Source organism: Nocardia goodfellowii (genome assembly GCF_017875645.1).
GTDB classification, from domain to species: domain Bacteria; phylum Actinomycetota; class Actinomycetes; order Mycobacteriales; family Mycobacteriaceae; genus Nocardia; species Nocardia goodfellowii.
This window is the reverse complement of record NZ_JAGGMR010000001.1, coordinates 5,602,876-5,627,411: the sequence shown is the minus strand read 5'-3', so window position 1 is coordinate 5,627,411 and position 24,536 is coordinate 5,602,876. Positions and strand designations below refer to the sequence as shown.

Sequence of the window (24,536 nt, the reverse complement as noted above, 5' to 3'; positions counted from 1 at the left end):
GGATGGCCCGTCAGTCTTCGCTGCTGTAATCCCCGGGCGGCAGCGACCACAGCCGACGGAACGCGACCACCGCGATGACCAGCGCGGCGATACCGGCGATGCCGGCGGTGAGATGCACACCGTGCAGGAATGCGTCCCGTGCCGCCCGCAGTACCGAATCACCCAGCGCGCCGGGCAATCCGGCGGCCACGTCGACCGCCCCGCCGAGGGTGTCGCGGGCGGATCGGGCGGCCTCGGGCGGCAAGTCCGCGGGCAGTGCCGAGGCGAGATCGCCGCGGTAGATGGCGACGCTGATGCTCCCCAGGATCGAGATGCCCAGCGCGCCGCCGAGTTCGGCGCCCGTCTCGGAGACACCGGAAGCCGCGCCGGCCTGCTCCGGCGGCGCGGAGCCGACGATGATCTCGGTGGTGATGCCGAATACCGGTGCCAGCCCCAGCGAACAGACCACCGAGGCGGCCATTGCCATTCCGTAGCCGCCGTCGGCGGTGAGCAGTGTCATCATCAGCAATCCGACCCCGGCCAGCGCCATCCCGCCGCCGATCAGATAGGCGGGCCGCACCACGCGCACGACGCGCGGCGTCAGCTGGGAGCCGACGATGAACCCGATACCCGAGGGAGCCATCACCAAGCCGGTCGCCAGCGGTGTCATCCCCAGCACCAGCTGGAAATACTGGGCCACGAACAGGAAGTAGCCGAACGCTACGAAGATGCCGATCATATTGATCAGCAGGGCGATCCGGAACGTGCTCAACCGGAACAACCGCAGATCCAGCATCGGATCGGCGTGGGTGAGCTGCCGCCGCACGAACACCGCACCGAGCACGAGGCCGGCGATCAGCGCGCCGACGGCGGCGAGGCCGAAGCCGTCCTGCGCGATCTTCTTCATCGCGAAGACCAGCGCGATCATCGTCGTCACACACATCGCCGCGCTCAGCGGATCCAGCTTGCCGGCCGCCGGATCCCGGAACTCTGGCAAAACCTTCGGTCCCAGCACGAGCAGCAGCACCATGACGGGCACCGCGAGCAGGAAAACCGAGCCCCACCAGAAGTTCTGCAGCAGGAACCCGCCGAAGATCGGGCCCACGGCGCCACCGGTCGAATACGCGCCGACCCACACACCGACCGCCACCGACCGCTGCCGGGCATCACGAAACATGTTGAAGATCAGCGACAACGTGGACGGCGCGACCGTCGCCCCCGCGATTCCGAGCAGTGCCCGGCACACGATCAGGGTCTCGGCGCTGGGCGCGAACGCCGCCACGATCGACACCACGGTGAACAACGCCGCCCCGACCAGCAGTATTCGCCGCCGCCCGATCCGATCGCCGAGCGTGCCCATGGTGATCAGCAGTCCCGCCACCATGAACCCGTAGACATCGATGATCCACAACAGCTGCGAACTCGTCGGATGCAGATCCGAACTGATCATCGGGACCGCCAGGTGCAGCACGGTCAGATCCATCGAGTAGACCAGGCAGGCCAGGGCCAGCACCATCAGCCCGACCCATTCCTTGCGTCCGGCGCGTGGCGCGACCACGGCGGCACCAGAGGTGTGATCGCTGGTGGTGGACACAAGAATTCCCTTCGATGGCCTGATGTATCACCATCTCATCGCCCACCGACAGGTTGCGCAAAGTATTTTCCGCGCGCCCGCTCTCGCGCTAGCGGCTGTAGACCGGCCAGGCGGCCTCGTCGCCGCCGTACTCGGGCGCGGGCCAGAGGTAGTCGGGGTACTCGGCGAGAGCCGGAGCGGCGGTGATGGTGTTGCCGCGGTAGACGGCGGCGGCCAGGCTCGGCGGGGTAGGGTTCGAGTGGCGCGGGCTACGGTCCGGCGCGGACAACAGCCAGGAGGCGGTGCGCGCCAAGGACGCTCGCACGTCACGGCCGATGCCGTCGAAGACCCGGGCGACGAGCGCGTCGATGATTCCGGCGGCCAGCAGGTAGCCCGAGGCGTGATCGAGCGCCTGGGCCGGCAGCGAGCCCGGCACCGACGGCGCGCCTTCGGTGATCGAGATTCCGGTCGCCGCCTGCACGATGCTGTCGAAGCCGCGGCGCTCGGCCCACGGGCCCGACTCGCCCCAGGCGCAGATCCGGCCGTGGACCAAACCTGGCCGCACCTCGATATCGAGGCCGGCGCGTTCCAGCGCACCCGGGCGGTATCCGGTGACCAGCACGTCGGCGGAGGCGAGCAATTCGTCGAAAGTGCCCCACTGCGCCCGGAGATCGAGCAGCGCAGAGCGTTTGCCCTGGCAGGTGTCGAGGTACTGCCAGGGGATTTCCGGCAGCTGCGGTGGGTCGATGCGCAAGACCTCCGCCCCCAGCAGCGCCAGCGCACGAGTCGCGACCGGCCCGGCGATCACTCGGGTCAGGTCCAGCACCCGGACGCCGCGCAGCGGCTGGAACGGGGTCGGGTCGGACCGGTATCGGGGCGCCGCGCGATCGGTGCGCGGCTCGATCGCGACCAGCGGTCCGTCGGCCGACGCCTGCGCCTGGGGCTCCGCGGCCCATTCCGCTTCGGTGCGCACCCGCACCGCGATGGCGCCGACCGCGGCCGCGTTCTCCTCGATATCGGCGGCCCGGGTCATCGCCAGCATCGCGACCGCGAGATCCTCCGGCGCTTCGGGGGGCAGGCCGAGCGCGGCCAGCAGCCGGGCGCGGTGGTGCGGATAGTTCGCGTGGGTGCGGACCCAGCCGTCGAAGGTGGGGAAGAAGCCGGACAGGTCGCCGAACATGGGCACCTGACGGCCGTCCACCCGTAACAGATCGTCGCTGCGGAAGGCGGCGTTGATCCGCCCCGGATCGATCCGATGTTGTACCGGCGCCAGCCGATTCGCCTGCCGATGGCGGTTCGCGGCCGCGGTGAGCGCGGACACCGATCCAGCGGCGAGGGCCCAGACCGGAAGTGTCGCAGCGAGATTGCTGCCGGGATCGGGGCCGGGGGCGATAGTGGAGCCGGGTACCCCGATTCCGGTTTCGTAGTCGTGGACCAGTCGTGCATGCGCGATCACCTGGTCGACACTAGTCGTGCCGCGCGTCTGTCGGGGGTTGGTGAAATGCTTGCGTGTTACTTTCTTGAACAGGAGGACTGGGACGTGGACAAGGCGATCACCGGCACGGACTGGCTGCGGGTGTTGCGAGCCGATCCGGCGCCGCGCCATCAGCTGGTTTGCTTTCCGCCCGGCGGCGGTTCGGCCGTTGCGTACCGAGAGTTGGCGCGCCGCTTCGGGTCCGGCGTTTCGGTGGCCGCGGTGCAGCCGCCCGGCCGCCAGGACCGGCTGGGCGACCCGGCCATCGGGGACTTGCACGAACTCGCCGATCACATTGCGGCGGAACTACTTCGGCAGGCGCCACTCGCTGGCCTGTCGCTGTTCGGGCACAGCATGGGTGCGACCGTGGCCTACGAAACCGCCGTCCGCTTGGAACGCGGCGGGCAGGAGATCGGCACCCTGTTCGTATCCGGCCGCCCCGCACCGACTTTCGCCGAACCCGGCCGCTTGCATCTGGCCTCCGACGACGCGCTGATCGGTGATCTGGAACGGCTGGCCGACGATCCCGCCTCGGTCGCCATCCTGCGTGCCGAGCCCGCGCTCGCCGAACTCGTCCTGCCGACTGTCCGCACCGACTATCAGGCGGTCGAAACCTACCTCCATCGCTCGGCCGACCCGCTGAACTGCGACGTCGAGGCTCTGGTCAGCACCGAAGATCCGACGACGAGCCAGGATCAGGCGGCCGAGTGGCGCGCCCACACCATGGGAAAATTCCGTTTGCACACCTTCCCCGGCGGCCACTTCTACCTCGACGAGCAGTCCGCGGCGGTCGCCGAAGTCATCATCGAAACGCTGAGATGAGCTCCACGGCAACACCTCTCGGGGGCGAGGCCGGATTCGGTGCGCCGGTTCGGTCTCGCCTAGCGGCCGGGCGAACCCGCCGGTGTTCTCGACTCGCGCAGTCGCCAGGCAAAACCCGCCCACGAAACCACGACGCAGACCGCGACCAGACCGCGTACCAGGCCGAGCGCTGAATCGGGGTAGATCACGCCGGTCAGATAGTGATCGATGAACCCGCTGGACGGCAGTCCCTCCTGCCCGGCTCGCCGTCGAGCCCAGTCCTCGACATAGGTGAGCGGGCAGTCGTACCCGATCAGCACCGTGCCGAAGCCCCACCCGACCGCGATCAGGTGCAGCCACATGGTGCGGGGCCAGCGCCACGCCGAGAACCCGCCCACCACCACATAGGCCACGAACGCGAAATGCGCGGCCGCCGTGGCGTCGGCCATCAGCCGGTACAGCACAGCTCCAGCTTAGGCGGATTTCACCAGGGGGAGGGCCGGTAGTCCTTGAGGAAGACGCCGAAGATGTCGTTGCCGTTCTCGCCTTGCACGATCGGGTCGTACACCCGGGCCGCGCCGTCGACCAAGTCCAGCGGCGCGTGGAAACCCTCCTCGGCCAGGCGCATCTTCGTGTAATGCGGGCGCTCGTCGGTGATCCAGCCGGTGTCGACGGCGGTCATCAGGATGTTGTCCTCGTCGAACATCTCCTTGGCGCTGGTGCGGGTCAGCATGTTCAGCGCCGCCTTGGCCATATTGGTGTGCGGGTGCCCCGGGCCCTTGTAGGCACGGGAGAACTGGCCCTCCATGGCGGAGACGTTCACGATGTACTTGCGCCGCGCCGGCGCCGCCGCCATGGCCGGACGCAAGCGCGAGACCAGGATGAACGGCGCCACCGAGTTGCACAGCTGCACCTCGAGCAGTTCGGTGGGATCGACCTCGCCGACGGTCTGCACCCAGCTGTTGGTGTGCGCCAGATCGGGGACCAGCCCACCCGCGTCGATCGCGATACCGGCCGAAATACGTTCCGGGGTGGCCGATCCCGCGACCAACGCGAGTTCGGCGACATCGGCGGCGGTCAGGGTCGGCGCGAGCGAGGCGGTCAGGGCGGTCGGGTGCGCCTGCATGGTCTTACCGAAGGTCACCATCTCGGGCAGCGCGCCGACCGGCAGCGGACCGCTCTCGGCGTCGACGAGGGCGCTGTAGGCGCCGGGCGAGCGACGCACGGTCTGCGCGGCATTGTTGATCAGGATGTCGAGCGGGCCCTGGGCGGCCACGTCGTCGGCGAGCGCGACCACCTGCGCCGGATCGCGCAGGTCGATGCCCACGATGCGCAGCCGGTGCATCCAGTCGCCGCTGTCGTCCATGGCGGCGAAGCGGCGGATGGCGTCGTTGGGGAAGCGGGTGGTGATGGTGGTGTGCGCGCCGTCGCGCAGCAACCGCAGCGCGATGTACATGCCGATCTTCGCGCGCCCGCCGGTGAGCAGGGCCCGCTTGCCGGACAGGTCGGTGCGGGCGTCGCGCTTGGTGTGGCTGTCGGCCGCGCAGTCCGGGCAGAGCTGGTGGTAGAACGCGTCGACCCGGGTGTAGCGCTCCTTGCAGATGTAGCAGGGGCGGGCCCGGAGCAGTTCGCCCGCGCTCGCGCCAGCCGCGTTCGAGCTCAGCGGGATGCCGGCGGTCTCGTCGTCGATCCGCTTCGGTGAACCGGTGGCGGTGGCCGCGACCACCGCACGGTCCGCCTGGGAGATCGCCGCGCGGGCCTCGGTGCGGCGGCGCTGCTTGAGCTTCTTGAACATGTGCCCGACCGCCCGCTGTACGGCGAGGGAATCCGGATGGTCCTTGTCGAGCTGCCCGGCTTGTTCGAGCACCCGCAGACAGGTCGCGAGCTCGGTGGAATCGATACTGCTTTCGGCCATCGCGGGTAGAGGAGTCCTTCGTGAGCTGGGCAATCGACCACCCATTCTCGCAAACCACCGCCGGGGCTCCCAGCTCGGGCACCTCTGCCACCGGGACGGAATGACCTAGGTCACCCCGAGTTGAGGGCGTTGTCGCTGTCGTGCAGGTCCTCGATGAAGTTCGCGATCGCCTCGGCGACGAGCAGGGGTTCGGTCGAGGGCAGCCAGTGATCGGCCGGAATCCCGCAGCGCCACAGGCGATCCACCCATCGGGCGCTGCCGAAGTACAGGAACGGCGGTACCAGCACATCGGTGGTGTCGACGACCAGCTGTACCGGCACCGCGGTCCGGCGCACACGCGGCCACAGCAGGTGCTGGGCCAGATTCGCACGCGCGATGCGGACGCCCGCGACCAGATCCGAGCGCAGCGTCGGCGCGATCGGGGCGTAGGCCCGCGGGATGCCGCCGAGGCGTTCGATCAGCCAGGTTCGCACCCGGGGCGGGTAGGCGAGCCGGCGTGCGGCGGTCTGCGCCGAGGCGGGACCGTGCCGCCAGAATTTCCGGTCGGTGACCAGTTGTACAGTTCGCGTGGGGTGAGCGGCCAACTCGCGCAACGTCATTCCGACATGATCGAGGTTGGGGCCGGAGATCGCGGTGAACGAGGCGATGCGGGTGTTGGCGCGCTCGTCACATACCGCCTCCCACGCCTGCACCGCGCCCCAGCCGTGCCCGCAGACATGCACCGGGCGGCTCGGGCTCACGGCATCGAGCACGGCGAAGAAGTCCGACGCCAGCCGATCGAGCCGATATTCCCGCAGCGCAACCGGTTTCGCGGACCGGCCGTGCCCGCGCACGTCGTAGGTGATGATGCGGAAGCCGTCGGCGAGCAGCGCCGCGACCTCGGCCCACACCCGGTGCGTGTCGGACAGGCCGTGCACGAGAACCAGTGGTTCGCCGGCCGGATCGCCCCATTCGTACACGGCGATTTCGCCGTTCGCTACGGGCACCGAGGTCTGTCGCCGCGGGCGATGGGTGCCGGGCCGTGGGGTGCGTTCGCTCATGTTCTTGCCTCGATCGATGGGCCGGCGCGTGCGTGTCGTACCGCCGGTACGCTCGTTGATAGTGACAGTGCGGATGTCCTGAATCAATAGCTCGGCTGCTCGACTGATATGACCTGGGTCACGCCGTGGTGCGGCATCGGATTCGGGTGAAATCTGGAGGCGTACCGCCGGTACGGGTACGCTCCGGGCGTGCCCCGCTCCACCGGCCGATCCGCATCGGAGGCCATCAGCCGCGCGCAGATCGTCGACGCGGCGATCCGCCTGCTCGACCGCGACGGCCCGAGCCCGAGCATGGACGACATCGCCCGCGAGGCCCGCATCACCAAACCCCGGCTCTACCGCCGGTTCGCGGACAAGGCCGATCTCTACACCGAGATCGGCAACCGGCTGGCCGAATCCGCCGCCACCGCCGCGGGCAGCGACCTGACGCTGATCCTACAGCCGCCCAGGCTCGCCGTGGCTCGTGTGCTCACCGCCTACGCCGACAGTATTCTGGCGCACCCCAACGTCTTTCGCTTCCTCGGGCGGGCGCAGGTCACCCAGCCGTCCGGCGGTTCGGCGCTGCAATTCGATTTGGGCCGCGCCGCCGCGAGCCGCTTCGCCGTCCGGGCGCGCGAAATCGCCGAATCGCTGGGTATCGATTCGGCGGGGATCGACTATCTGGCCCGTGCCGTGGTCGGGGTAGTGGTGTCGCTCACCGACCTGTGGCTCGGTGACGCCGGCCGCCCGGAACCCGCGCGCACAGCCGAATTCGTCGAGCAGGCAGGCGAATTCGTCTGGGGTCTGGTCGAGGGCTTCCTCCGGCGCCAGGGCATCGCGGCCGATCCCGACACCCCCGTCCTCACCCTGCTGAACGCGGTCGACCGGTCCGGCCACGGCGTGGGCTGATCCCGCCCGGCGCTGTCCGGGTATCGAAAACCCCTGCGACGCACGTACGCTGGCAGTTCGGCGCCGAGGCGAGGAGTTCCCTGCGATGAACGACCCCGTGGCGGGCTTGACGGGTACGCTGACATCGCCGATCCGGGGAGCCGGGATGCTCGGTGAGGTCCTGGTGGCGATTCGCGGGGGGACGGAACTGTACATCGCGCGTGCTACGGAGCCGATTCCGGCGGGGGCTACCGTGCTCATCATTTCGGTCAATCCGGGGCGCATCGTCGACGTGGTGCCCTGGATCGAGCTGGGTTCGACGGAAATATAGATGCGCACTTCGGCTAAGGGAGATTTTGGTGCTGGGCTATCACGTGCCGGATCCGGACGAGGCGATGCTGGTCAGCGGCGCCAAGGTCAAGGACAACGCGCCGTTCAAGGTGATCATCGGACGCGGCGCCTGGGTGGTCCCGCTGTTCCGCAAGGTCAGATATCTGTCACTGGCGATGTTCGAGTCCGAGATCAGGGAGCGCTGCGTCACCAAGCAGGCGATTCAGCTCGATGTCCGCGCGGTGATCGCCTTCAAGGTCGCCAACGACACGCAGTCGATCGTCAACGCGGCGCAACGGTTCCTCTCCGAGCAGGAGCAGGAGATGTCGGTGCTCACCGGGCGCATCTTCTCCGGTCATCTGCGGTCCATCGTCGGCTCGATGACGGTCGAGGAGATCATCCGGGAACGCCAGAAGCTCGCCGACGAGGTGCTCATCGCGTCCAAGGTCGAAATGGGCAATATCGGGCTGTGGGTGGATTCGTTCCAGATCCAGTCCATCGATGACGGCAACCTCGGCTACATCAACGCCTTGGCCGCGCCACACAACGCGGCGGTGCAGCGGGACGCGCAGATCGCTCAGGCGCAGGCCGCGCAGCGCGCCGCCGAAGCCGAACAGGAATCAGAGCGCCGGCGGGCCGAATACGCCCGGGAAACCGCCGTGCTGAAGGCGCAGTACCAGCGCGATATCGACAAGGCGAATGCCGAAGCGGCGCAGGCGGGCCCGCTGGCCCAGGCCATCGCGCTGCAGGAGGTGCTCACCGCGAAGGCCGCCCAGGCGCGCAAGGAGGCGGAACTGCGCGAGCAGCAGTTGCAGGCCGAAATCGTGAAACCGGCCGAGGCGGAGGCCGAGCGGGTGCGCATTCTCGCGGTGGCCGAGGCCGATCGCACCCGGATCCAGGCCGAGGCGGCGGCGTCGAACAACCGCATCGCACTGGACCAGTTGCTGATCGAGCAGCTGCCGGAAATCGTCAAGCAGGCGTCGGTCGGACTGTCGAACGCCAATCTCACCGTGCTCAACGGACCCGACGGCGTCAGCGAAATGGTGAACGGAATGGTCGGTCAGGGATTGACCGTCTTCAACTCGCTGCAAAAGGCGCTTTCGAACAACGACGAGGAAAATCGGAGCTAAAGTGCTGGGGGACGGTCGGTCGGCGGAGCCGGCCGGGGGTGGGTAGAGCGAGTTCACGGCGCGGCGAGGAGCGGGTGTTTTGGTGTCCATCGGGAAATTGGTGTCGTTCGACAGTTCTCGGGGTTTCGGGTTCATCCGGCCGGAAGACGGCGGCCCGGATGTATTCGTGCACGTGAACGACATCGGCCTCGACGAAGACGAACTGCGCCAAGGCCGGGTTTTCGAATTCGATGTCACCGAGGGTGACCGCGGGCCGAAGGCGGTCAATCTGAGCGCTGTCGGCGGTCAGCCGATTACTCCCGCGCCCCGCCACAAGAAAGACCGCACGGCCACCGCGGGTCTGACGGCCGCCGAGCACAAACGCCTGATCACCGAACTCCTGCTGGACGCGAGCCCCGCGCTGACCGCGGGGGAGATCCTCACCATCCGGGATCGCTTGACCACCTTCGCCGATCAGCACGGCTGGCTGGACTGAGCACCGCGTCGGGCGCGACCCCGGCCAACCGTGCCGCGCGGGTCAGTGGGAGGCCACGGTCCGCCTGGTCGAGGCGAGCCTGGAGAATTCCTGTCGTTCCGCGGCCCGGCTGTCCGCCTGCCGCTTCTTGAGGAACTTCGTGGCCGCCGCCGCGATACCGGTGACCGCGAGGGTGCGTAGTGCGGTGCCCATCAGCCCCGACTTGTGGTGCGCCATGCCGAACCGCCTTTCTGCGCGTCGCCGCGCATATCGAAGAGTTCTCGAGCGTTACCGCAGTCCAGGTTAGCCATCTTCCCGCGCTGGCCGCATCGGCGCCGGTAGATAGCTCTTTCCTCGGATTAGCCAGGGGACGGCAGCGCGTTCTCGGCGCACTTGTCGGACCCGGCACATACGATCGAGCGAAACGCACCGATGAATGTGCGCCGCTCACGACGTCGACATGGGTGATGACGCACCGATATCCGAGGAGGAGCGCGTGGATCTGCCGGTGATGCCACCCGTGAAACCGATGTTGTCCAAGTCGGCGCCGGCCGTGCCGACCGGCCCCGGGTTCAGCTACGAGCCGAAATGGGACGGTTTCCGCTGCATCGTGTTCCGCGACGGCGACGAGGTCGAACTCGGCTCCCGCAACGATCGCCCGCTCACCCGGTATTTCCCCGAGGTCGCCGAACTGCTGAAGCAGGCGCTGCCGGAGAAGTGCGTGGTGGACGGTGAGATCGTGGTGGTCACCGAGGAGGGCCTGGATTTCGACACCTTGCAGAACCGGCTGCACCCCGCCGCTTCGCGAGTCGCCAAGCTCGCCGCCGAGACGCCCGCCAGCTTCGTCGCGTTCGACCTGCTCGCCCTCGGCGACAAAGACCTGACCGAGGAGCCGTTCACCGAGCGCAGAAGGCTGCTGGAGACCATTCTCGACACCGAGCCGGCCCGCGTGCACCTCACCCCGATCACCCAGGACCCGGCGGTCGCGCAGGACTGGTTCACGCGTTTCGAAGGCGCGGGTTTCGACGGTGTGATGGTCAAGGCCGACGCCGAGCCCTATCTGCAGGACAAGCGGGTGATGCTCAAGGTCAAACACGAGCGCACCGCCGACTGCGTAGTGGCGGGGTTCCGCTGGCACAAGGACGGCGAGGGCGTGGGTTCGCTACTGCTCGGGCTGTTCGACGAGGAGGGCAACCTGCACCACGTCGGCGTCGCCAGTAGTTTCACCAAGGCTCGGCGCGCGGAACTCGTCGACGAGCTGAAGCCGTTGCGCGCGAACGCGTTGGAGAATCATCCGTGGCGGCAGTGGGCGGATATGGCGGCCCAGGCCAAGGCCGACGGCAAGATGCCCGGCGGGGTGAGCCGCTGGACCGGCGGCAAGGATCTGTCCTGGGAGGCGTTGCGTCCCGAACTGGTCGCCGAGGTGCGCTACGAACACGTGCAGTCGGGGCGACTTCGGCACGGCGGCAGGCTGGTTCGGTTCCGTACCGACCGCACACCGGAATCGTGCACCTACGCCCAGCTCGAAGAGGTCGCACCGGCCGAGCTGAGCGCCATCTTCAGTGAGGCGAGGAAATGAGCGCGTCGATCGAGCTCGAGGTCGACGGCCGCACCGTCGCCATCAGCAACCCGGACAAGGTGTATTTCACCCAACGTGGCGAGACCAAACTCGATCTGGTGCGCTATTACCAGGCGGTCGCGGAGCCGTTCCTCGGCGTCGTCCGCGACCGGCCACTGCTGCTGGAACGCTATCCCGATGGGGCGTCGGGCAAATCGTGGTTCCAGAAGCGGGTGCCGAAGACGGCGCCGGACTGGCTGCACACCGTGGAGGTGTCCACGCCCAACGGCACCACCAGCGACGCGCTCGTCGCCCACGATCTCGCGCATATCCTCTGGGCGGTCAACCAGGGCTGCTTGGGGTTTCACGTCTGGCCAACACATGCGGGCGCGGAAGCGCGCAGCACGGCCCCGCCCGTCTTCGATGCCGCCGGGACCGAACTCCCGCCCACCGGCATCACCGACGAGCTGCGAATCGACCTGGACCCGTCGCCCGGTATCACCCTCGACGATCTGAAATTCGCCGCCGTATGCACCCGGGAGCTGTGTGCCGAACTCGGCATCGACTCGCGGGTGAAGACCTCGGGGTCGCGCGGCCTGCACATCTACGCCCTGCTGGAACCGAACTGGGACGGCTACCAGGTCCGTGCGGCCGCGGTGGCGCTGGCTCGGGAGCTGGAACGCCGGCATCCCGAGCAGATCACCGCGTCCTGGTGGAAAGAGGAGCGCGGCAACCGGGTGTTCGTCGACTTCAACCAGAATGCCCCGCACCGCACGGTTTTCGGCGCGTGGTGCGTGCGGCCCAAGGTCGGCGCGCAGGTCTCCACGCCGATCGCCTGGTCCGATCTGGACGCGGTGATACCGGAGGAGTTGACCATCGCCACCGTGCCGGCCCGGGTGGCCGAATCGGGTGATCCCTGGGGTGATCGCACACCGCAATCCATCGCACCGTTGCTGGAGATGTCCGAACGGGATATGGCCGCGGGATTGATGGACGCGCCCTGGCCGCCGGTCTATCCGAAGATGCCGAACGAGCCGCCGCGCGTGCAGCCGAGCAAGGCCAAGAAGGAAAGCTCCTAGGAGGTCCAGCGGGCCCAGGTGCCGGCGCCGCCGCTCGCCTCGCAGACCAGCGCGCGGCCTTCGGCGCTGCGGCCGGTCTTGGCGATCGACGGATCGCAGGTCTCGCCCTCGGTGTAGCGGCCGGTGCCGACGTTGTACGGCCCCGACCACTCGTATTTACCGGACTTGGACAGGCACAGGAGTGTGCCGCCGTCGGAACCCGAGCCGATCAGCCCGGCCTGCGATTCCGAGCAGGCCGCACCCTTACGCACCGCCGCGGCGGTAGTGGACGGTGCGCTCGACGCCGCGGTGGTGGTGGGTGGTGCGACGGTCGACGGGGCCGCGGTGCTCTGCGGTACGGCGCTGCTCTGCGGGGCCGTCATCGACTGACTGGTCACGGCACCGTCGGTTTTGGAGATCAAGTCGTCCAACGTGTTTCCCGACATGAACACCAGCCCCGCCACCGCCGCCGCTTCGGCGAACCCCAGCAACAGGGCGAAGGTCGCCATGCTCTTGCCCTTGGGGTGGGTGAACGCGATCATGCCGAACACGATGGCCACCGGGAACACCATGATCAACGCGGCCACCAGCGCGACCACGGCATACGGATTGACGATCGGCCGGCGCTCCTCGCCGAACTCGAGATCCTCCGGCTGCACCTGCGGCCAGCGCTGGTCACCGCGGGCAGCCGCGACATCGCGCTCCCAGCGGTCTTCCTCCGGTAGCTCCTGCCGCCGTCGCTCGCGCTGCCACTCTTGTGTCCGTGCCATCAAGGTCCCTCTCGCATGAACCATTCGCGCAGGTGCCTCGGGCTTAACCGAACCCCGCCCCGATTTCGACCCACAATAGGTGCCCATGGCAACGACTTCAGCCGGAAGTGGGAAATAGCGGTCACCGTGGGGGATACGCTGGTATTGCCACCCATTTGCCGAATCCGCTAGGAGAGTGCCATGTGGGGCGATCGCAGTTATGCGGAAGAAGAACAACAGCTGAGAAAGCAGCGTTGGCATGCCCAGGCGGGAGATCTGCTGGGCGATAACCACAACCTGCCGGGCGCGGTGCTCTGTGCCTTGGGCATCGTGGCTGTCGCCTGTGCGCTCACCGCGGCTGGATACGGCTACGAAGGCTGGGCGGTCGTGAGCGCGATCATCGCCGTCGCCATGTGGCTGGCCGGGCTCGCCGTACTCACGTTGGAACACCGCCGGCACGGGCGGATGGAGATCGAGCACAATCGGCTCGGCCATCAGCCCGGTTCTCGATCTGCCCGGCGCTATAACGCAACGCGGACGCGGTACCAGCGGAACTGGCGCTCCTACCGGTGACTCAGCCGTCCTCGACCTTGGGCATCGTTACGGTGACCAGGGTCATCAGCATGTCCGTGAGCATGTGGTGCACCTGGCCGCGATCCAGCGTGCCGCGCACGATCCATTCGCGCCCGGCCACTTTCACCAGTCCGCCGTAGGCGCGTACCAGTGCCTGCAATTGTGCACTGTGTGCCGAATCGGCGAGTCCGACCATGATCAGCATGCGCTCGGCGGCCGCGTCGTCGGCCTCGTCCAGGATCTGCTGCACCTCCGGATCGTGGCCGACACCCTCCAGGCTGGTCACCTTCACCCAGGTGCTGCCGTGTTCGGAGATGGTGTCCAGCAGCCACTGCACACTCGCATCGACACGTTGGCGGGTCGTGCCGGTCGGGGGCGTCAGGACCTCGGGGCGGGGCAACGTCACCATCCGGCGTACCACCGCCAGATACAGGTCGCGCTTGTTGCCGAAGTAATGGTTGATCAGGCCGCGCGCCACCCCGGCGCGCTGCGCCAGTTCGGCGGTCGAGACCGCCGCGTACGGCCGTTCACCGAACATGTCGATGGCGCAGGCCAGAATCTGCGCGCGCCGCTCGTCGGGCTCGAGCCTGCGGCGGCGCGACGCGGGCGCGGTGTCAGAGAGCCCGGGCAATGAGATCCTTCATTACCTCGTTGCTGCCCGCGAGGATGCGCAGGACACGGGCGCCGGTGTAGAGCTGCGAAATGGGGTACTCCGTCATGTAGCCGTAGCCGCCGAACAGTTGCAGGCAGCGGTCGACAACGATACCGAGTTGATCTGTCAACCAGTACTTCGACATGGCGGCGGTGGGGATATCCAGTTCGCCGCGCAGGTGCTTGTCGATGCAGTCGTCCAGGAAGACCCGGCTGACTTTCGCGATGGTCGCGCATTCGGCGAGCTCGAATTTGGTGTTCTGCATCGCGAACAGCGGCTTGCCGAAAGCTTCGCGGCCCTTGGTGTATTCGACCGTGAGCGCGACGGCTTTCTCCATCATGCAGACCGCGAGGATGCCGGTGACCAACCGCTCCTGGGCCAGCATCTGCATCATCTGATAGAAACCCTGGCCTTCGGCCTCGCCGAGCAGGTTCGACGCGGGTACGCGCAGTCCGTCGAAGAACAGTTCGGCGGTGTCCTGGCCCTTGCCGCCGATCTTGCTGAGAATGCGGCCGCGCTTGAATCCGGGCGTATCGTCGCCGACCTCGGCGAAGATCAGCGAGACACCGGCGGCGCCCTTGGTGGGGTCGGTTTTGACGGCGATGATGATGCCGTCACACAGCCAGCCGTTGGAGATGAAGATCTTCGAGCCGGTGATGACGTACTCGTCACCCTCCCGCACGGCGCGGGTCTTGATGGCTTGCAGGTCGGAGCCGGTGCCCGGTTCGGTCATGCCGATGGACAGCACCATCTCCCCGCTGGCGGCCTTGGGCAGGACGCGGCGCTTGAGCTCCTCGGAGCCGAAGTGGTGCAGATACGGCGCGATGATGCCGCTGTGCACCGACATGCCGAGGGAGCCGTCACCGGCCGCGGTCTGCGCCTCGATGACCGCCGCCTCGTGCGCGAAGGTGCCGCCGCCGCCACCGTATTCGGTGGGGATGGAGGGGCAGAGCAGGCCCAGTTCGCCGGCCCGGTTGTAGAGATGCCGATCCGGATGGCCCTGGGCGACGAACTTCTCCTCGTGCGGGACCACTTCCTTCTCGAAGAACGTTCGAGCGAGTTCCCGTACCGCTTCGACCTCGTCGTCACTCCACACCGCGCGTGCCATGCTCGATCCTTTTGCTCGACCCGTCCGGACTCGATGCCGGTCTACGACAAAGGTTCCACCACTATTGGCAGACTGTCAACAAAGTGGGGGTTACGCCGACCACGCAGCACGCACAGCGTCGTACACCTCGGCAGCGGGATCGGCGGTGATCTGGTCGTTGCCCTTGTCGTAGTCGTAGAGCTCGCCGTAGCGGCCCCAGTCGATGGCCAGATCGAGCTGGCGGCGGGCATCGTCGGGGGAGAAGCCGCGCCGCAGCAGGTCCAGGAAGAAGCTCGCCTTGAGTGAGCCGGCACGGCTGCCGGCCAAGCCTTTACAGATGGTGCGCACCAGCGGCGCGCGCCGGGCGGCCTGCTCCGCGAAGATCTGCTTGGACTCCTGGATATCGGCGCCGGCGAAGCGGCGGCCTATCTCGGTGAGCTCGACATCGCCGGCCTCGACGGTCGACAGGCCGAGCATTTCGGCGGCATCGACCAGCGGAAACAGGTCGTCGAGCTCGAAGTTGAGTTCGCCCGCGATGACCGGAAGGTCGACCCGCCCGCCCGCCGCGTAGACGAGCTCGGCCAGACCGGCGAGGCCGCCGGGCGAGGCATCGGGCAGCGGCCGGGCCGTCGGGGTGGCGGTATCGGGTTCGGGCCCGGCGGGCTCGGTGTCGCGGCCCGTCAGCAGCCCGTAGATGTGGTCGACCAGGGCATCGAAGGAGGGGGCGCGCTTGGCCCGCGGGCGCGGTTCGGTGATCGGGATTTCGGCGATGATGCGGCCCGGGTTCGAGCCGAGCACGAGGACACGATCGGCCAGCAGCACCGCCTCCTCGATGTTATGGGTGACGAGGCAGACCGCCTTGGAAGGGAAGGAGTCGCCGGCCCAGAGGTTGACGAGTTCGGTGCGCAGGTTCTCGGCGGTCAGTACGTCCAGCGCCGAGAACGGCTCGTCCATCAGGAGCAGATCCGGTTCGAGCACCAGGGCGCGGGCGAATCCGACGCGCTGGCGCATACCGCCGGAAAGCTCCTTGGGATAGGCGCTTTCGAACCCGTCCAGGCCGATCAGGTCGATCGCCGCGAGCGCGCGCTCACGGCGTTCGGCGGGCGCGACGTTGCGGGCGGCCAAGCCGAGTTCGACATTGTCCTGCACGGTCAGCCACGGCATCAGCGCGAAGGACTGGAAGACAAGGGCCGCACCAGGATTGGCGCCGTTGAGCGGTGTGCCGCGGTAACGGACCTCACCGCTGGTCGGTCCGATCAACCCGGCGATGATGCGCAGCAGCGTGGATTTGCCGGACCCGGAACGGCCCAGCAGCGCGACGACTTCGCCTTCGCGCAATTGCAGATCGATGGTGTCGAGCACCCGTAGTTCGTCACCCCCGGTGCCGGTGAAAGACTTGCTGACGCCTCGAATATCCAGCAGCACATCGGCTTCGGTCATCGGTAGATCTCCTGTCGGCAGGGCATGGGTCACAACGAGTACCGCCGTTCGGCCAGGGCGTACAGGCGCCGCCAGACCAGCCGGTTGAGCGCGACCACGTAGACGCTCATGACGAGAATCCCGATCAGAATCCGTGGCCCGGACCCGGCGCTGGTGGCCTGGGCGATATAGGCGCCCAGGCCGGTCGCGACGAGGGTGGTCGAGCCGTACTCGACGACCTCGGCGACGATCGAGGCGTTCCACGCGCCGCCCGCCGCGGTGATGCCGCCGGTCACATAGCTGGGGAAGATGGCGGGCAGAATCAGCTTGCGCCACCACAACTTTCGCGGCAGGCGCAGGCTGGCGGCAGCCTCGCGCAGGTCATTCGGCACGGCGCTGGCGCCGGCGATCACATTGAACAGGATGTACCACTGCGAGCCCAGTGCCATCAGCAGAATGGCGGCCCAGTCCACACTGATGCCGGTGGCCACCAGCACGGCGGTGACCATGGGGAACAGGAAGTTCGCCGGGAAGCTGGCCAGCACCTGCACGATCGGCTGGGCGAGCCGCGACACCCTGGGGTTCAACCCGATCCACACGCCGATCGGTACCCAGATCAGGGAAGCCAGCACCAGCAGCACGAGCACCCGCAGCAGGGTGCGCAGACCGAGCCCGAACGCGTGCGCCACCTCGTCGAAACCGACGGTGGATTCGAGGTAGGACCACACCCGGTAGCCGCCGTAGGTGACCGCCGCGACCACGAGCACGCCGAAGGCCCAGTCGCCCGCGCGCCGCCGCCGCCGCGAGGTCCGCAGCGGATACTCGGCCAGCCCGAACACGCTCATCACGCGGTCCAGTGGCGCGACGACCCGTCCGAGGATCCGGCCGAGGAGCACGGGAATGTGCGAGCGCCGCAACAGATTCAGCACGAGACTGCGCGGCGCGTCCGGGCCCTGGGAGTCGCCCATCCGGAACCGCTCGGCCCAGGCGGTGATCGGACGCCAGAACACGAAGTTCACCCCGATCACGAGCAGCACCATCACGCCGACCGCGATCAGCACCTTCGACAGGTCCTGCTCGGCGGTCGCGGCGGCGACGTAGGAGCCGATACCGGGCAGCGCGTAGTCACGGTTGTGCACCGAGATCGCTTCGGAGGCGACCAGGAAGAACCAGCTGCCGCCGAAGCTCATCATCCCGTTCCAGACCAGCGGGATGATTCCGCTGGGCACGTCCAGTCGCCAGAACCGCTGCCACCGTGTCAGTCTCAGGCTGCGGGCCGCCTCGTCGAGTTCGCGGGGCTGCGAGGTGAGGCTGTGGTAGAAGCTGAACGCCATGTTCCAGACCTGCGCGGTGAAGATGGCGAAGATGGACGCGCACTCCAGGCCGAGCTGCGAACCGGGGAACAGGGCGATGAAACCGGTGACGGTGAAGGAGAGGAACCCGAGCACCGGGATCGATTGCAGGATGTCCATCGCGGGCAGCAGCGCCGCTCGCGCCCGGCGCAGCCGGGCCGCCGCCGTCGCGACGACGAAGGTGAACAGGATCGATGCCGCGAGCGCGATGAACATGCGCAGTAGCGACCGGGCCGCGTAATAGGGCAGTTGTCCCGGATCGGTGGAAACCGCCGCGGGCGCGGTGGTTTCGTCGAATGGGACGTCGACGGTCTGCGAGAGTCGTACCAGCGACCAGATCAGCACGGCCGCGCCGGCGAAGATCACCACGTCGGCGAGCGGGCTGCGCGGCCGCGCCAAGGCCGACTCGCGGGTGGGGTAGAAGCCGCGGGCGTTCATGGGCTACGACCGCCCCGCCACATTGTCGACGGTGACCTGCCAGCCCGCGCTGGTGACCGAGGGTTCCAGACTCAGCCGGCTCACGGCGGCCTCCATCTGCCGGTCGTCGCGCCGGTCCCCGGTCAGCTCGGCGCGCACCTCCACCCGGCCGGGGATGTCGATGTTGGCGCTGGAGACCGAGACGAGCCGGAAATCGGTACGGGTCAGTGCCTGCACCAGCAGCACGCGGACGTGTGCTTCGTGCTCGTCGTCGGTGACCGCGGTGAAGGAATAGGTGGCGGGCTGTTCCTCGTGTGCCTCGGGCCGCCGGTCCACCTTCCGGGCCGCCGCGCGCAGCGCGACATTCACCACCACCACGGCGACGGTGCCGATCACCGCGGTATCCAGCATGCCCGCTCCGGCGAGTGCGCCCACCGCGGCCGAACACCACAGTGTCGCAGCGGTATTGAGACCCCGCACGTTCAAGCCGTCCCGGATGATGACACCGGCGCCGAGGAAGCCGATGCCGGACACGATCTGCGCGGCGACCCGGGTGGGGTCGGCGACCGCGCCGTGGAACCCGTTGGCGGACAGGAGTACGAACAGGGTGGATCCGGCGGCGACGAGGGCGTTGGTGCGCAGGCCCGCTTCCCGGGCCCGGAATTGGCGTTCGAAGCCGATCGCGGCGCCGAGGCCGACACCGGCGAACAGCCGGATGATCATCTCTACTGTTGACATCACGCACTCCTGAACCGAGTCGAGCGCACCATCGAACAGCGGCTACGAGAATGGTCCCGTTCCGGTTTCCGCGCCGAAGGTGACAAAGAGCGAATAGCTGGCAATCGGACTGTCTGCGCCGGGCATCCGGCTCACCTCCTTCGGCTGTTCGTGCGCACGCCGATGCGCGCCGCATGGCCAATCGTCGCAGAGCTCGGCGGAGGAACCCGGCAAACCCGCCGGTGAGGACCTCTCCTTGTCAGACCTTTGGCACTTCACGGCGTGAACCCAGCAGAGCGGGGAGCCAATCGGGATCACCCCTTAGGCCGGGGAGATCTGTCCTGACCCGGGGCGTCTCTCGACGTTCGGGGTCGCTGGCCTGTATCCGTGAAGGAGCCTCAGCGAACGATCGGCACCTTTCGGATGCCAGTTAACCTCGGCGGTGGTACGAACGCAACCCGAATTATGTGTAGATCGCGCGATAGACCGTGATGGTCGCGACGATGTGATCGACGATCTGCTCGCGGGTGGCCCGCAGCGACCCGCTCAACCAGGCGGAGAACATGCCCGCGTTGCCACTGGCCATGGTGACCGCGGCCAGGCGGCGGCGCGTCGGATCCTCGATGTAGGCGAACAGGTGATCCTGGATCAGCCGGGTGAAGGCTGGCATGACCGCGATGGTGGTCTGGCCCAGGCCGGTGCTGGAGTACGGCTCGACCAGGAACAACCGGGATTTGCGCGGGTCCTCGAGCACCTTGTCGACCAGCACGTCGGAGAGCTCACGGTCCCGGGCCGGATCGTTGGCCTCGGCGAAAGTGGTCATCGGACCGAGGAATTCGTCCGCGACCTGACGGTAGAGCACGTCCAGGAGTTCGTCGCGGCTGCCGAAACTCTCGTAGAAGTAGCGGTCGGTGAGGTTGGCGCGGCGGCACACCGCGCGCATCGTCACTCCGGCGGCGCCGGACTCGCCGATCAGGTCCAGCGCGGCTTCCAGCAACGTGGCGCGCCGCGCCTCCCGTCGCTCGTTGAGCGTCGTCCCGCCCCAGATGCGGGGGCCGCCGTCGGCTGATTCCTGGCCTGTTTGCACCGCACCACAGTAATGGGACCCGCGCCGCCACCGGCCGCTGCGGGTCCTGTGCCGGCGCACCGGCCCGGGGATGACCAGGTGAACCGGCGCAATTCCCCGCTACACACCACGTTCCAAGGGCAGACCGCTATCGCGCCAGGCGGTGACGCCGCCCTCGAGGGTCGCCGCGTCGTAGCCGTCGCGCCGGGCGAGCACGGCGAAGCGACGCGACACTTCGCCGACAGGGCAGACGAACACCAGCGGACGTGAGCGCGGAAATGGCATACCGTGGGCGAGCATGTCGTCCAGTTGATCGTCGCGAATGTTCAACGCGCCGGGGACGTGCCCGATCCGGTACGCCATCGCGCCGCGGGTATCGACGATGACGGGGCGGCCGGTACCGTCGAGGTCCGCGAGTTCGTCTGGGGACAGGCTCGGCGCCGCGGCCAGTTCCGCGGCGGTGACGGGCGGTCGGCGGTCGGTGCGCCCGAACAGTTCCGGACGGCGTTTCTTGATGTAGGACAGATACGGCTCGAGCCGATCACAAACGATCACGACCGCGATGATCGGTCCGTCGCGCTCCGGAACTTCCAGTGCGCCCAGTGTTTCCAGCGCCGCGGCGTATGCGGCGCCGCTCGTCGGACCGGCCAGCACGCCGTACCCACGCACCAGTTCGAGAGTCGCGTCCACCGCCCGGCTCGCCTCGACGGTGACGATGCGGTCGTAGAAATCGGGCTGGAACAAGCCGACATCCCACATCTCGGTTTCCGAGCGAATCCCCGGTATGAAGTCCGAACGCTCGGAAACCACGGCGACGCTGCGCAATTCGGGATTGTGCTTGCGCAGGTAGGTGGCCGCGCCGCGGCTGGAGCCGGTGGTGCCCAGGCCGCCGACGAGATAGTCGACGCGAGCGATGCCGTCGGCGGCGAGATCCTCGTGGATCTCGCGACCGGTACCCAGGCAGTGCGCCTCCACGTTCTTCTCGTTGGTGTACTGCGAGAGATGGTGATAGACGCCCGGTTCCGCCGCCATGGTGGCGGCGATCACCGAGTAGACGTCATTGGGTGTGGTCGGATCCGGGCACTCGGACAGCCCGGGAAGTTCCACGATGTCGGTGCCGAGCAGTTGCAGCAGATCACGAACTTCGGCGACCTTGATCCGGTTGGTCACCGCCCGCAGCCCGATCCCGTGCAGCGCGCCGAGAACTCGTAGCGCTTTGGCGGTATTGCCGCTGGAAGCCTCGATGAGGCGCTGTCCCTGCGCGCCGAGCCGGTCCAGTTCGTCGCGGATCATGGCCCAGGCGACGCGGTCCTTGACCGAGCCGAAGGGGTTGTGCGACTCCAGTTTCGCGTACAGCTCGACGCCCGTGAGCCGATGCACGGCGGGGTCCAGCCGCAACAGTGGCGTGTTACCGATCAGCTCGGTGATGTGGTTGTAGGGCATTACGGGGCACCGGTGGGCCGTCGTGGCGTCTGCCGTCCGCTCGGCGGTGGCGGTACCCGCAGGGGAATCCGGCTTCCTGGGACGGCAGGGAGCGAAGCCGGTGGGGAGCTGCGGTGTGGTTCGTAGTCGAGGTCGCGGCAAATCTGAAAACCGCCCGCCCGCTGTATGACCGCGAGTTTGGCGGGCAGCGGATGCATGGACGCCGGGGCGGCGGACAGGTCCGAGTGGTAGGCGGCGGTATTGGGGAAGATCACCAGATCGCCCGGGCGGGGCCGTTCCTGCAGCCACACCTTGTGATTGGTGATCATGTCTCGTTCCAGGCACAGTCGGCCCGCGAAATACACGCCGACATAGCCGGTTTCGGCATCCCGGTTGAGCAGCGGCGCGGAGTGGAGCGGAGCGACGGTGGCGCCGCCGGGAGGAGCCGCGGCCGGGCTAGATGCCGAGCCGCGCTCCGGTGCACCGGCCGGAATGAGCACCGGATCGACCATGACCTCCTGATCGGCGGGCGTCACCGAATCCCGGCTCAGGTCGACATTCACCAGCACGGTGCCCTCGGCGAGATCCTTGACGAACACCACCCGGGCCACCGTCACCCCGGCGTGGTCGACGAGCGCTTTGCCGGGCTCGATCCAGAGGTCGAGCATATTGTCGGCGGCGACCTGGGCCACTGTGCGCCCGCCGTGCCGCTCCAGTGGCGCGGACAGCACGTCGGCCAGCATGTCGTGCGCCGCAACGGTATTGGCGTACTTGTGGAAGACCGGAGTGCCGTGTATCGCGCCATCGGCGAGGTGATAGCCGAAGGTGTTACCGGCCCAGGTCATAGGTTCGCCGCGGCCCAGCAGCGCCGCTCGCAGAGCTTGCACGTAGCCGTCGAACGCGTGCACGTCGGCGGTGAACACCTGGCGGAAGCCGCCACCGATATCGAGCACGGACGGCGTCAGGCCGTGGCCATAAGCCTGTTCGATCAGTGCCAGGCAGGCGTCGATGGCCCGGATTCGTTCCGCGATCTCCCCGGAATCGATGTGGAAGGCGAAGCCCAGCAGGGTAATTCGACTCCGATGCGCGGTCAGCAGATGGAAGGCACGGTCCAGGTGCGGGAGTGGCACACCGAACCGGCTCACCGGTGTCCCGGGGAAACCCGAAACCCGCAGCAGCACCGGCACTCTCGCGCCATCACCGGCCAGCTCGGTGATGCGCCGCAATTCCCACAGGTTGTCGACGTTGATGGTGGCGCCACAATCGATGAGGTCACGGAGGAACACCTCGTCTTTGGGTCCGGTCGCCTCGATCCGCATGGTCCCGAACCCGGCGCCGACCGCGCTGGCGAGTTCCTGCGGGGAGGCGACATCCACCGCCGCCCCCGCGTGCTCGGCGGTGCGGACAAAGGCTCGCGAGCGATTCACCTTGTGCGCGTAGCAGATTCGGTGCCGGGGCAGTTGCCGATCCAGTACCGAGCGAAGACGCTGCAGATTCTCGGCGTAGACCTGCGGGAAGACCAGGTGCACAGGGGTCCCGAACCGGCCCAGGGTTTCGTCGAGGGCGTCGCGCGTGTCGAGGAAGGCGCGGACCAGCGGGTGGATCTTCGCCGGCAGCGCGGGCGGACCGCTCATACCGCGGATTCCGTCGTGTGCTGCGCGGGCTTGTCGGCGACCGGGTTGTAGCCGCCGTCCCGAATCGCCTCGAAGGCCCGGGCGCGGTTGCGCGGACTGCGGAACTCGGCCACCACGCGCTTGCTGATCAAATCGATCTCCACGACCTTGATGCCCATGTTCTCCAGCACCCCCGTAATGGTGCGGACGCAGTGCCGGCAGTTCATGTCCGGGACGTAGAACACCTGGTCTTCCGCCGAGGCCGGGTCGTCGGCGGTGAGCTCGTCGAGTCCGCTTGCCACCTGGACGATTTCGCAGCGTGTCGAGAGCTTGTCGAACACCGTGATGAACTGATCGACCACCAGCGGCAGCAGGGTGTAGTGCGCGCCGTCGAGCTGATGCGGCATCGCGGCCAGGCAGGCGGGGCGGGTGCCCGCGGGCAGGAGTGCGTATTGGCGGGAGATGAGGTCGAGGTCCTCGTGATACTTGGCGATCGCCTCGGCGACGGTGAGTCCCTCGGTGGCGGTGGCGCGCCGCATGACCATGTGCGCGTCGTCGATGGTCGCGTCCTTCATCGCCCGCAGCGTCGCTACGGTCTCGGCGGTGTAGCGCACGGTGCCGTCGGGCTGGGCCGTGAGAGTCACCGGGATCATGCCGCGGCGATAGGTCGAGGCTTGGAGTTCCCAGTACCACCGCGTGGCCACCGCGGCGAAGAGGCCGGAATCATGCATGCCCTGCGCGAATTCGGCCGCACCGCGATACGGCGTCTGGCGGGCCAGCAGTGCGTGCTGGGCCAGCGCGCGCCCGGTGGCTTCGATGCCCACGCGGAAGATTTCCAGCGGGTCGTGATCGGTGGTGGTGCCGTCGAGGATCGCGTGTTCACGGGGACCGAGCGCGCCGATACGTTGCGCCAGTTCGGTATTCGCGGCCACTGCGTGCCACAACACCAATCCCGCCTCCCGGGCGGCGATCGGCATGATCGGTCCCAGCCCGTCGGCCCGGTAGTGACCGGTGTTGGGGATGCCGGCGCTGTCGGTCCAGGTCATCCGGTGGGTGGCGCTGGTCACCTGATACGAACGGCACGGGCGCATGAACCGCTCGAGGTACAGCCGCTGCGAATAGGTGAGGTGGCTGTTCGGCTCGGTGCGCAACGCCGCACCGCTGTATTCGATGCGGAGCTTCTCGGGCACCGGCAACGGGGTCGCGAAGAGTCCGGGCTGGGCCAGGCCGGCCAGGATCCGAGACGCGGCTCGCCGGTCGTAGCGCGGCACATCGGTGGTCATGCCGCCG

24 protein-coding genes and 1 riboswitch are annotated in these 24,536 nt (G+C 67.9%); of the genes, 8 read left to right on the top strand and 16 right to left on the bottom strand.

What is annotated here, in order from left to right; genetic code table 11:
• Positions 1-10 precede the first annotated feature (10 nt).
• Positions 11-1,495 carry an MFS transporter gene (locus BJ987_RS25960; RefSeq protein WP_209899092.1) on the bottom strand — a complete coding sequence of 495 codons (1,485 nt, stop codon included), beginning with the start codon at positions 1,493-1,495 and terminating at the stop codon, positions 11-13.
• Between the two features lie 166 nt (positions 1,496-1,661).
• Complete coding sequence (locus BJ987_RS25955; RefSeq protein WP_307869758.1) at positions 1,662-3,008, bottom strand: CoA transferase; 1,347 nt, start codon at positions 3,006-3,008, stop codon at positions 1,662-1,664.
• An 84-nt stretch (positions 3,009-3,092) separates the two neighbouring features.
• On the opposite strand from BJ987_RS25955, the gene BJ987_RS25950 reads away from it, so the two are divergent.
• Positions 3,093-3,848, top strand: a complete 756-nt coding sequence (locus tag BJ987_RS25950; RefSeq protein WP_307869757.1) for a thioesterase II family protein — start codon at positions 3,093-3,095, stop codon at positions 3,846-3,848.
• Positions 3,849-3,907: 59 nt separating this feature from the next.
• Here the strand turns inward: BJ987_RS25950 and BJ987_RS25945 are convergent, their stop codons facing one another.
• The 3 genes from BJ987_RS25945 to BJ987_RS25935 all read right to left on the bottom strand — a co-directional run bounded on the left by BJ987_RS25945 (position 3,908) and on the right by BJ987_RS25935 (position 6,782).
• Positions 3,908-4,291, bottom strand: a complete 384-nt coding sequence (locus BJ987_RS25945; RefSeq protein WP_209895068.1) for a DUF2784 domain-containing protein — start codon at positions 4,289-4,291, stop codon at positions 3,908-3,910.
• A 20-nt stretch (positions 4,292-4,311) separates the two neighbouring features.
• Positions 4,312-5,742, bottom strand: coding sequence for an SDR family NAD(P)-dependent oxidoreductase (locus tag BJ987_RS25940; RefSeq protein WP_209895067.1), 1,431 nt, complete (start codon positions 5,740-5,742; stop codon positions 4,312-4,314).
• 110 nt (positions 5,743-5,852) lie between these two features.
• Entirely contained in the window at positions 5,853-6,782 is a 930-nt protein-coding gene (locus tag BJ987_RS25935; protein WP_209895065.1) for an alpha/beta fold hydrolase, read from the bottom strand.
• Positions 6,783-6,971: 189 nt separating this feature from the next.
• On the opposite strand from BJ987_RS25935, the gene BJ987_RS25930 reads away from it, so the two are divergent.
• The 4 genes from BJ987_RS25930 to BJ987_RS25915 all read left to right on the top strand — a co-directional run bounded on the left by BJ987_RS25930 (position 6,972) and on the right by BJ987_RS25915 (position 9,584).
• Positions 6,972-7,670 (top strand): TetR/AcrR family transcriptional regulator, encoded by a 699-nt coding sequence (locus BJ987_RS25930; RefSeq protein ID WP_209895063.1) that lies wholly within the window; start codon positions 6,972-6,974, stop codon positions 7,668-7,670.
• An 85-nt stretch (positions 7,671-7,755) separates the two neighbouring features.
• Positions 7,756-7,980, top strand: a complete 225-nt coding sequence (locus BJ987_RS25925; RefSeq protein WP_209895061.1) for an NfeD C-terminal domain-containing protein — start codon at positions 7,756-7,758, stop codon at positions 7,978-7,980.
• A 28-nt stretch (positions 7,981-8,008) separates the two neighbouring features.
• Complete coding sequence (locus BJ987_RS25920) at positions 8,009-9,109, top strand: SPFH domain-containing protein (RefSeq protein ID WP_209895060.1); 1,101 nt, start codon at positions 8,009-8,011, stop codon at positions 9,107-9,109.
• 82 nt (positions 9,110-9,191) lie between these two features.
• Positions 9,192-9,584: a cold-shock protein gene (locus BJ987_RS25915; RefSeq protein ID WP_372446889.1), complete on the top strand. Its 393-nt coding sequence runs from the start codon at positions 9,192-9,194 to the stop codon at positions 9,582-9,584.
• Between the two features lie 42 nt (positions 9,585-9,626).
• On the opposite strand, the gene BJ987_RS25910 is transcribed toward BJ987_RS25915, so the two are convergent.
• On the bottom strand, positions 9,627-9,800 hold the full coding sequence (locus BJ987_RS25910; protein WP_209895058.1) for a hypothetical protein: 174 nt from the start codon (positions 9,798-9,800) through the stop codon (positions 9,627-9,629).
• A gap of 259 nt (positions 9,801-10,059) precedes the next feature.
• On the opposite strand from BJ987_RS25910, the gene BJ987_RS25905 reads away from it, so the two are divergent.
• Positions 10,060-11,142, top strand: coding sequence for an ATP-dependent DNA ligase (locus BJ987_RS25905; protein WP_209899084.1), 1,083 nt, complete (start codon positions 10,060-10,062; stop codon positions 11,140-11,142).
• Positions 11,139-12,200, top strand: coding sequence for a DNA polymerase domain-containing protein (locus BJ987_RS25900; RefSeq protein WP_209895056.1), 1,062 nt, complete (start codon positions 11,139-11,141; stop codon positions 12,198-12,200). The genes BJ987_RS25905 and BJ987_RS25900 overlap by 4 nt, the downstream gene beginning before the upstream one ends.
• Here BJ987_RS25900 and BJ987_RS25895 read toward each other — a convergent pair.
• A complete protein-coding gene (locus tag BJ987_RS25895; RefSeq protein ID WP_209895054.1) occupies positions 12,197-12,949 on the bottom strand; it encodes a hypothetical protein in 753 nt (250 codons plus the stop codon). The genes BJ987_RS25900 and BJ987_RS25895 overlap by 4 nt on opposite strands.
• Positions 12,950-13,129: 180 nt before the next feature.
• On the opposite strand from BJ987_RS25895, the gene BJ987_RS25890 reads away from it, so the two are divergent.
• Positions 13,130-13,501 (top strand): hypothetical protein, encoded by a 372-nt coding sequence (locus BJ987_RS25890; protein ID WP_209895052.1) that lies wholly within the window; start codon positions 13,130-13,132, stop codon positions 13,499-13,501.
• A gap of 1 nt (position 13,502) precedes the next feature.
• On the opposite strand, the gene BJ987_RS25885 is transcribed toward BJ987_RS25890, so the two are convergent.
• The 9 genes from BJ987_RS25885 to BJ987_RS25845 form a co-directional block, all read right to left on the bottom strand.
• Positions 13,503-14,132, bottom strand: coding sequence for a TetR/AcrR family transcriptional regulator (locus BJ987_RS25885; RefSeq protein ID WP_209895050.1), 630 nt, complete (start codon positions 14,130-14,132; stop codon positions 13,503-13,505).
• On the bottom strand, positions 14,116-15,261 hold the full coding sequence (locus BJ987_RS25880; RefSeq protein ID WP_209895048.1) for an acyl-CoA dehydrogenase family protein: 1,146 nt from the start codon (positions 15,259-15,261) through the stop codon (positions 14,116-14,118). Before BJ987_RS25880 ends, BJ987_RS25885 begins: the two co-directional genes overlap by 17 nt.
• Positions 15,262-15,351: 90 nt before the next feature.
• Complete coding sequence (locus tag BJ987_RS25875; RefSeq protein ID WP_209895046.1) at positions 15,352-16,680, bottom strand: ABC transporter ATP-binding protein; 1,329 nt, start codon at positions 16,678-16,680, stop codon at positions 15,352-15,354.
• Between the two features lie 29 nt (positions 16,681-16,709).
• A complete protein-coding gene (locus BJ987_RS25870; RefSeq protein WP_209895044.1) occupies positions 16,710-18,449 on the bottom strand; it encodes an ABC transporter permease in 1,740 nt (579 codons plus the stop codon).
• Between the two features lie 3 nt (positions 18,450-18,452).
• Positions 18,453-19,166: an MgtC/SapB family protein gene (locus BJ987_RS25865; protein ID WP_209895042.1), complete on the bottom strand. Its 714-nt coding sequence runs from the start codon at positions 19,164-19,166 to the stop codon at positions 18,453-18,455.
• Between the two features lie 224 nt (positions 19,167-19,390).
• Positions 19,391-19,562: riboswitch (M-box (ykoK) riboswitch) on the bottom strand.
• A 46-nt stretch (positions 19,563-19,608) separates the two neighbouring features.
• The gene (locus BJ987_RS25860) at positions 19,609-20,232 is read right to left on the bottom strand and encodes a TetR/AcrR family transcriptional regulator (protein ID WP_209895040.1); all 624 of its coding nucleotides are present in this window, start codon (positions 20,230-20,232) and stop codon (positions 19,609-19,611) included.
• Positions 20,233-20,331: 99 nt separating this feature from the next.
• Positions 20,332-21,654, bottom strand: coding sequence for a pyridoxal-phosphate dependent enzyme (locus tag BJ987_RS25855; protein WP_209895038.1), 1,323 nt, complete (start codon positions 21,652-21,654; stop codon positions 20,332-20,334).
• Complete coding sequence (locus tag BJ987_RS25850; RefSeq protein WP_209895036.1) at positions 21,654-23,267, bottom strand: type III PLP-dependent enzyme domain-containing protein; 1,614 nt, start codon at positions 23,265-23,267, stop codon at positions 21,654-21,656. The genes BJ987_RS25855 and BJ987_RS25850 overlap by 1 nt, the downstream gene beginning before the upstream one ends.
• Positions 23,264-24,529, bottom strand: coding sequence for a heavy-metal-associated domain-containing protein (locus tag BJ987_RS25845; RefSeq protein ID WP_209895034.1), 1,266 nt, complete (start codon positions 24,527-24,529; stop codon positions 23,264-23,266). The genes BJ987_RS25850 and BJ987_RS25845 overlap by 4 nt, the downstream gene beginning before the upstream one ends.
• Between the last annotated feature and the right edge of the window lie 7 nt (positions 24,530-24,536).